The organism is Streptomyces sp. SID4985, assembly GCF_009863025.1.
Taxonomy (GTDB): domain Bacteria; phylum Actinomycetota; class Actinomycetes; order Streptomycetales; family Streptomycetaceae; genus Streptomyces.
Genome location: NZ_WWIR01000651.1, coordinates 1 through 7,616, shown reverse-complemented (window position 1 = coordinate 7,616; position 7,616 = coordinate 1). Strand labels below are relative to the sequence as shown.

The following is a 7,616-nucleotide window of genomic DNA, read 5'->3' as shown; positions in this document are numbered from 1 at the left end:
GCGAGCAACTACGCCGGGCAGAGCAGCGCCGCGGCGGCGAACGCCCGGGCAGCGGCCGCGGCCGCGCACCGGCAGGCCGCCGAGGCCGACCGGGCCGCGGGCCAGGCGGAATCACTGGCGAACCAGGCCGCGTCCGCGGCCGCCGACGCCCGTGACGCCGCCAACGCCGCGGCCGTGCACGCCCACAAGGCGGCGGCCGCGGCCAACGACGCCGCGGACCACGCCGGTGAGGCCGCGCAGGCGGCCGCACGGTCGACCGCGCACGCCCAGGCGGCCACGGAGGCCGCCGACACCGCCTCCGCGGCGGCGGCGCAGGCCCAGACGGTGTACACGCTGGCCCGCAAGATCGAGGCCGAGGATCTCCTCGCCCGCACCAACGCGGGCATCGCCCAGGCACGGGACCTCAAGGCCGAGACGGAGACCGCCGAGGCACAGCGCGCCCAGCAGGCCCAGGCGGCCGAGGACGCCCGTCGCACGGCGGACGAACTGGCCCAGCAGGCCCAACAGGGCACCAGCGACGAGGAGATCGCCGGGCTGGGCAGGCAACTCGCCCTGTCCGACATGAAGTACGGCAAGTCATGGCTGCGGGCCGCCGCCCAGACAGCGCTGGGCGCCGACACCCAGGGGGTCGTCGCCTACGTACGCACCGGCCGCGCCGAGGCGCAGCAGGAGGACGACCGCACAAGCGTCGGGCGACTGGCGGAGGAGAGCTCCGTCAAGGCGGTGCGCGACGCCGCCGAGCAGGCACTGGACGGTGACGGGGCGACGGTCGGCGCCTTCCTTCACCAGGGCCAGTACGACGTCGGCACCGAGGCCTTCCGGGTCGCGATCGCCCAGGCCGCGGACTCCGGGAGCACCGTGGTCCGGGAGCGGGCCCGTGCGGCGCTGAACGCCGGAACCACCGACGGCTACCGCACCTTCCTGACCACCACTCTCCCCGAGGCCCAGGAACAGGACGACCGGGTGCGGGCCACCCAGTTGGTCGACAGCGGCACCCCGGAGGTGCAGGCGGCCGCGCGCGTCGCCCTGGAGGGACCCGCTTCCCTGCTGCGTCAGTTCGTCGAGTCGGGCCAGTACACCGCCCAGCGCAAGGATCTCCTGGCGCTGACCCACGACCAGCAGGTCCAGCAACTGGTCGCCGAGGCACAGCAGGTCGCGGCGAAGGCGCAGATGGACGCCGCCACGGCGAACGCGACGGCGGCCAAGGCCCGCGCCGCTGCCAGTGAGGCCCAGGACTGGGCGGACAAGGCCCAGCACCAGTCCGACCTGGCCAACACGTACTCCGCGCAGGCGGACCAGCACGCGAGGGACGCGGAAGCCTCCGCACAGCAGGCGTCGGCGTCGGCGAAAACGGCCCGTGACGCCGCCAACCGGGCCGAGGCGTCGGCACGCCAGGCGGCCGTGTCGGCCAGCGACGCCACCCTGTCGTCGGAACTGGCCCAGAACTCGGCCGGTATGGCGTGGGCGTCGGCCGCACAGGCCAAGGCCTCCGCGGAACGTGCCGACAAAAGCTCCGACGAGGCACTGGCCGCCGCGACGGAGGCGTTCGTCGTCACCGTCCAGAAGTACCGCGAGGAGGACGAGGCGCGGCGCCGTCAGGCCGTGGCGGCGAAGGAAGCCTCGGAACGCAACGGCAGCACCCCGGCCGAGCTGTACCGGTGCGGCCTTCTCGGCTGCGAGGCTCTGGAGAACCCCGGCCGCTGGTGCCAGCACAACGAGGTCTTCTGCGACGTCCTGTCGAAGACGCCGGAGCTGGAGGTGATGGTCGACACCCTGCTCGACCTCGAGGTCATGATGACCGGCCTCCCCGTCGACAGCATCGAGGGCTGCTTGGCCAAGCACGACCTCATGAGCTGCTGGGACCTCGGGGAACAGTTCACCATCAGCACCAAGATGCGCCTCGCGGGCATCATGTACCGGGGCCTGCGCGCGGCGATGACGGGCTGCGGCCAGTGCTTCCTGCCCGGCACACGCGTGGTCACGGGCAACGGCGGTGACAAGCCGATCGAGCGGGTCCACACCGGGGACCTGGTCCGGGCCACCGACCCGGTGACCGGTGAGACGGGTGCGCACCGGGTCACGCGTCAGATCGTCTCCAAGGGCGACAAGCACCTCACCGCCATCACGATCCGGGGACCGACCGGGCACCGTGGCAAGGTCACGGCCACCGCCGACCACCCCTTCTGGAGCATCAGCCTCCGTACCTGGGTCGCGGCCGGCGATCTGCGCACCGGCGACACGCTGCGCACCGACAGCGGGGCCGAGGCGACCGTCACCGCCGTCCGCTCCTACGACCGCTGGGCCGTCACCTACAGCCTGACGGTCGCGGGTCTGCACTCCTTCTACGTGCTGGCGGGCCGTACTCCGGTTCTCGTCCACAACTCCGAGTGCAAGGTCCTGGTACTGGCGCTCAGCAAGCACATGGACGAGGAGATGCCGTACATCAAGGGTGGCTACAACTTGATGGACGACAGCCTGAAGGAAGAGATCGGGCGACTGCCCAAGGGGCAGCCCTATACCAAGTGGATGCAGGGGGTCAACGACGCCATGAGCAGGAACCAGAAGATCGCTGTGTCCATGAAGGGCTGGGACCCGCCCACAGCCACGTACCAGGAGAAGTTCGACGCGTTCGTGAAAGCAGGACAGGGAGACACCTGGGGGGCCACCGAGTGGGAGATGGGACGCCTCGAGTACTACTACCGCACGGAGAAACTGGACTGGGACAATGTGACCTTCTGGAACGGTGGGGAGCAGATAGAGATCCTGCCGCCCCTGCGGCCAGGAGAGAAGAGGTAACCGGAATGGATGACATGAAGGTCACCGAGGCGTTCTCCTCCCCCCGCACCTTCACGGTGTGGCAGTACACGGTCGCGCACCATCAAAGGCTGCTGTTGCGCAGCCCTCGGCGGACGGCGTCGGGCACCCGCGTCGATCTGCACGTGGGCGGGGTGACCGCGGTGTTCCTGCGCCCGTCCTACGAGGGGATCACGATCCGCCGGGGCACGGACGCGGAGAAGGAACAGGTGGCCTCGCTCCTCGGTCCGAGAGCCTTTGCCCGGGGATCGTCTCTCCACGTGATCGGGGAGGACCGCATGACGGGGTTCGTCGTCGGCGGCCCGCTCCAGTACCGGGAGACCAGTGCAGCGGACGACGAGCCCTCCGGTTTCCTGCCGATGCCCGAGACCGCGTAGGAAGAACCCGTGACCGAGATCTACCGCTCCGAGCGCATCTTTCAGCTGTGGCATTACACGGCCGCGCACGGCGACCGGCTCCTCCTGCGGGCGACCGCGGAGGACCACCTCCCCCGGATCGACCTGTACGTGGAGAACGTCCGGGGACTCCTGCTGGAGACGCTCTACCGCGGCCTCGTCATCCGCGAGGGCACGCCCGAGGAGGTCCGGACGGTCGAGCTCGTCTACGGCATCGCCGTGGACGAGGCGTCGCACGTGCACGTCATCGGCGCGGACCGCATGACCGGGTTCGTCGTGGGCGGCCCGCTGCGGCAGCACGAGGACGGGGAAGGGTTCCGCGCCCCCTCCGCCTTCGGCCCGATCCCGGGCACACCGTGAGGTCTCGCCGTACGCCGTGAATCCGGCAGTACACAGACGACCGCCCGGTCCCTTTCAGGGGCCGGGCGGTCGTCGCGTTTCAGAGGTCAGGCCTTGCTGCCCGCCGGGGCCGCGAGCGCTGCCGCGGACTCGGGAGCCTCACCGGCGCGGGGGGCCGGGACGCTGTCCGGGGTGGTGACCGACGGGGTTCCGCGCCGGCCGGCGACGGCGTACGCCGCACCCACCAGCAGCCCGCCGCCGACCAGGTTGCCCAGGCCCACGAAGAGCAGGTTGTGGGCGAAGGCGCCCACCGTCACGCCGGGGACGTGCTCGAAGAGGCCGAGGGAGAAGGTCGTCATGTTGGCGACGACGTGCTCGAAGCCGGAGGCGACGAAGGCCAGGATGCCGGCGAAGATCAGCAGGATCTTGGCGGCGTCGGAGCGGGTGCGCATGCCCATCCACACGGTCAGGCAGACCAGGAAGTTGCAGAGCACGCCGCGGAAGAACATCGCCTCGCCGCTCTCGGCCATCTTGGCGTGGAGCATGCCGGTCAGGCCGAGCAGACCCGGGGCGGGGGCTCCGGGGGCGGGGGCGACGCCCAGGACGCCGGAGGCGTGGACCAGCCAGGCGAGGGCGACCGAACCGACGAGGTTGCCGACGAGGGAGCCGACGATCACGGCGAGCGCGGTGACGGGCGAGAGAGCCCGGCGGACCGCGCCCTGGACCATCGTCATCATGTTGCTGGTGGCCAGCTCGCCGCCCGCGAAGATCACGAGCGTCAGCGCGACGCCGAAGACCAGGCCCTGGATCAGCCTGACCCAGGGAGAGTGCGCGAGGCTGAGCGGGCCGGACACCATGACCATCAGGACGACGCCCATGCCGATGAAGGACCCGGCGAGCGCCGAGAGCACCAGGTAGCGCCCGGGAGAGCGGAGCAGTTTCGCCTTGCCGCGTGCTGCCGCGATCTGGTCGTCCAGGGCTTCTTCAAGTGGTATCGGCACGGTGGCCCTCTCAGTGCTGCTCACTCGTGGTCGGATTGTCCGACTCTCACGCGTGGAGCAGTGTGCGCCCACCAATCAGGAAATGTCAAAAGTCGAATTAATGACGTGATAGGCGTTGCTTATCCTGACTTAATCGGCCAAATCTATCGCGTCATAGGTCTTGCCTATCACTGACACCTCACTCATCAGTGCCGGACCAGTCACTGCCGGGCCAGGCGCGTCACCGTCCGGGCCCGGCCAGCAGCCCGTCCAGCTCCCCGAAGGACAGCGCGTCGGCGGGCGAGGTGACGGATCCGGTCCCGTACAGCTCCCGCGCGGCACGGCGGGCGGCGTCGTACGCGGCCAGCGCCACGCCGGGGCCGAGGCTCACCCGGGCCACGCCGAGGGTGCCCAGCTCCGCGACGGACGGCGCGCCGGGGCCCGCCATGACGTTGAGCGGTACGGAGATCTCCCCGGCCAGCGACTTGAGGGTGGCCGGGTCGGTGACGCCGGGGACGAAGACGCCGTCGGCGCCCGCGTCGGCGTACAGCCGGGCCCGGGTCAGGGTCTCCTCCAGGCGGGTCTCCGGGTCGCCCAGGCCCAGCAGGTAGGTGTCGACGCGGGCGTTGAGGAAGAGGTCCGCGCCCTCCCGCTCGGCGCTCCGGCGGGCGGCGGCGATCCGGGCGGCCAGCTCGGCCGGGGGCCGGGTGCCGTCCTCGATGTTGACGCCGACGGCGCCCGCCCCGATCACCCCGGCGACGGTCTCGGCGACGGCGGAGGCGTCCTCGCCGTACCCGTCCTCGATGTCGGCGGTGACCGGCACCGTCACGGCGGCGGCGATACGGGCGATCACCTCCAGGGCCCGGTCCCGGGTGAGGGAGCCGCCGTCGGGCGAACCGAGCGCCCAGGAGACCCCGGCGCTGGTGGTGGCGATGGCGGGGGCGCCCGCCGCCTCGACGACGCGGGCGCTCGCCGCGTCCCAGGCGTTGGCGAGCGCGAGCGGGGCGGAGGGGGTGTGCAGGGAGCGGAAGAGGTGGGCGTCGGCCGCGTGCTTGTGCGTCATAGCCGCAGTCAAGCACCCCTGACGGCCCGCCTTCTGGCAGGAATCCGACATGAACGCCGCCCAGGATCAAGGCGGTTGGACGTCAGAAACGCCAACGGCCGGAGCCCCCGCACAGTGTGGGCTCCGGCCGTCGTGGCGACCTGTCGGTCTCGGGTCAGAGCGCGAGACCGGTGAGGACCAGGACGCGCTCGTAGGTGTAGTCGTCCATCGCGGAGCGGACGCCCTCGCGGCCGACGCCGGACTGCTTGGCGCCGCCGTACGGCATCTGGTCGGCGCGGTAGGAGGGGACGTCGCCGATGACGACGCCGCCGACCTCGAGCGCGCGGTGGGCGCGGAAGGCGGCCTGGATGTCGTGGGTGAACACGCCTGCCTGGAGGCCGTACTTGGAGTCGTTGACCGCCGCGAACGCCTCGGCCTCGCCGTCCACCTTCTGCACGGTGAGGACCGGTCCGAAGACCTCCTCGGTGGCGAGGGTGACACCGGCGGGGACGTCGGTGAGGACGGTCGGGGCGTAGGTGGCGCCCTCGCGCTTGCCGCCCGCGAGCAGGGTGGCGCCCGCCTCCACGGCCTCGTTCACCCAGGACTCGACGCGCTGGGCGGCGTCCTCGCTGACCAGCGGGCCGACCTCGGTGCGCTCGTCGGCCGGGTCACCGGTGACCTGGGCCTCGACGGCGGCGACGATGCGCGGCAGCAGACGGTCGTGGACCGCGGCGTCGGCGATCACGCGCTGCACCGAGATGCAGGACTGGCCGCCCTGGTAGTTGGAGAAGGTCGCGATGCGGGAGGCGGCCCAGTCCAGGTCGGCGTCGCTCGCCCAGTCGCCGAGGACGACGGCCGCGCCGTTGCCGCCCAGCTCCAGGGTGCAGTGCTTGCGCGGCACCGAGTCCATGATCGCGTAGCCGACCTTCTCGGACCCGGTGAAGGAGATCACCGGCAGGCGCTCGTCCTGGACCAGCGCGGGCATCTTGTCGTTGGCGACCGGCAGGACGCTCCAGGAACCGGCGGGCAGGTCCGTCCCGGCGAGCAGCTCACCGAGGATCAGACCGGACAGCGGGGTGGCCGGGGCGGGCTTGAGGATGATCGGGACACCGGCGGCGATGGCCGGGGCGACCTTGTGCGCGCACAGGTTCAGCGGGAAGTTGAACGGCGCGATGCCGAGGACGACGCCCTTGGGGAAGCGGCGGATCAGCGCCATGCGGCCCTGGCCGCCCGCGTCGGTGTCGAGCCGCTGGGCCTCGCCGCCGTTGAACCGGCGAGCCTCCTCGGCCGCGAGCCGGAAGACGGAGACGGCACGGCCGACCTCGCCCCGGGCCCACTTGATCGGCTTGCCGTTCTCGCCGGAGATCAGCTGGGCGATCTCCTCGGCACGCTCGGTCAGCCCGTTCGCGACGTGGTCCAGGGCGGCGGCGCGCACATGCGCGGGCACGGCGGCGAAGTCGTCGCGGACGGCGTACGCGGCGGCCACGGCCTCCTCGACCTGGGCGTCGGTCGGCACACTGGCCCGGCCGACCAGGCGCCCGTCCCACGGGTTGGTGACGTCGAAGCTGTCCTCGCCGGTGACCTGGCGGCCGGCGAGCCAGAAGGCGTGGGTGGAAGTCATTGACGAGTCCCGGCCCTTCCGCGTTGTCGGAGTTGTTCTTCGGTGCGTGGTCCACCGTAGGGCGGGCGCCCGGGGGCGTCGCTTGTCCGAGTCGTACGGATGCGGGGCGGTGATGCTCCGGTTTGGCGTGAAGGGGCAGGTCGCGCCCCCTCACCTGGCCCTACGGCTGTTCCGCGCCAGTCGTCTTCAGGGCCAGCCACAGCTCCATGCGTACGTCCGGGTCGTCCAGGGAGCGGCCGAGGATCTCCTCGACGCGGCGCATTCGGTAACGCAGGGTGTGGCGGTGGACGCCGAGGTCGGCGGCGGCCGCGTCCCACTGGCCGTGCCGCGACAGCCAGGCGCGCAGCGAGGCGACGAGGTCGCCGCGTCCGGTGGCGTCGTGCTCGCGCAGCGCGCGCAGCAGGCCGTCGGCGAAGGCCCGTACG

Annotated in this window: 7 protein-coding genes; 3 read left to right on the top strand and 4 right to left on the bottom strand. The window is 71.8% G+C overall.

Annotated elements, in window-relative coordinates:
- From GTW40_RS28415 to GTW40_RS28405, 3 genes are all read left to right on the top strand, one after another.
- Positions 1 to 2,796: polymorphic toxin-type HINT domain-containing protein (locus tag GTW40_RS28415; protein ID WP_161183003.1), on the top strand; the 2,796-nt coding region annotated here is incomplete at its 5' end.
- 5 nt (positions 2,797 to 2,801) lie between these two features.
- Complete coding sequence (locus GTW40_RS28410) at positions 2,802 to 3,191, top strand: hypothetical protein (RefSeq protein ID WP_161183002.1); 390 nt, start codon at positions 2,802 to 2,804, stop codon at positions 3,189 to 3,191.
- Positions 3,192 to 3,200: 9 nt separating this feature from the next.
- On the top strand, positions 3,201 to 3,569 hold the full coding sequence (locus GTW40_RS28405) for a hypothetical protein (protein ID WP_161183001.1): 369 nt from the start codon (positions 3,201 to 3,203) through the stop codon (positions 3,567 to 3,569).
- A gap of 86 nt (positions 3,570 to 3,655) precedes the next feature.
- Here GTW40_RS28405 and GTW40_RS28400 read toward each other — a convergent pair whose 3' ends face one another.
- The 4 genes from GTW40_RS28400 to GTW40_RS28385 all read right to left on the bottom strand — a co-directional run.
- Positions 3,656 to 4,573: a formate/nitrite transporter family protein gene (locus tag GTW40_RS28400; protein WP_343245812.1), complete on the bottom strand. Its 918-nt coding sequence runs from the start codon at positions 4,571 to 4,573 to the stop codon at positions 3,656 to 3,658.
- Positions 4,574 to 4,769: 196 nt separating this feature from the next.
- Complete coding sequence (locus GTW40_RS28395; RefSeq protein WP_161183000.1) at positions 4,770 to 5,591, bottom strand: isocitrate lyase/phosphoenolpyruvate mutase family protein; 822 nt, start codon at positions 5,589 to 5,591, stop codon at positions 4,770 to 4,772.
- A gap of 154 nt (positions 5,592 to 5,745) precedes the next feature.
- Positions 5,746 to 7,191 carry an aldehyde dehydrogenase family protein gene (locus tag GTW40_RS28390; RefSeq protein WP_161182999.1) on the bottom strand — a complete coding sequence of 482 codons (1,446 nt, stop codon included), beginning with the start codon at positions 7,189 to 7,191 and terminating at the stop codon, positions 5,746 to 5,748.
- A gap of 160 nt (positions 7,192 to 7,351) precedes the next feature.
- Positions 7,352 to 7,616: helix-turn-helix domain-containing protein (locus tag GTW40_RS28385; protein WP_161182998.1), on the bottom strand; the 265-nt coding region annotated here is incomplete at its 5' end.

Coding starts and splice junctions, on each gene's coding strand:
- GTW40_RS28410 (WP_161183002.1), top strand. CDS start 2,802: ATGGATGACATGAAGGTCACCGAGGCGTTCTCCTCCCCCCGCACCTTC.
- GTW40_RS28395 (WP_161183000.1), bottom strand. CDS start 5,591: ATGACGCACAAGCACGCGGCCGACGCCCACCTCTTCCGCTCCCTGCAC.
- GTW40_RS28390 (WP_161182999.1), bottom strand. CDS start 7,191: ATGACTTCCACCCACGCCTTCTGGCTCGCCGGCCGCCAGGTCACCGGC.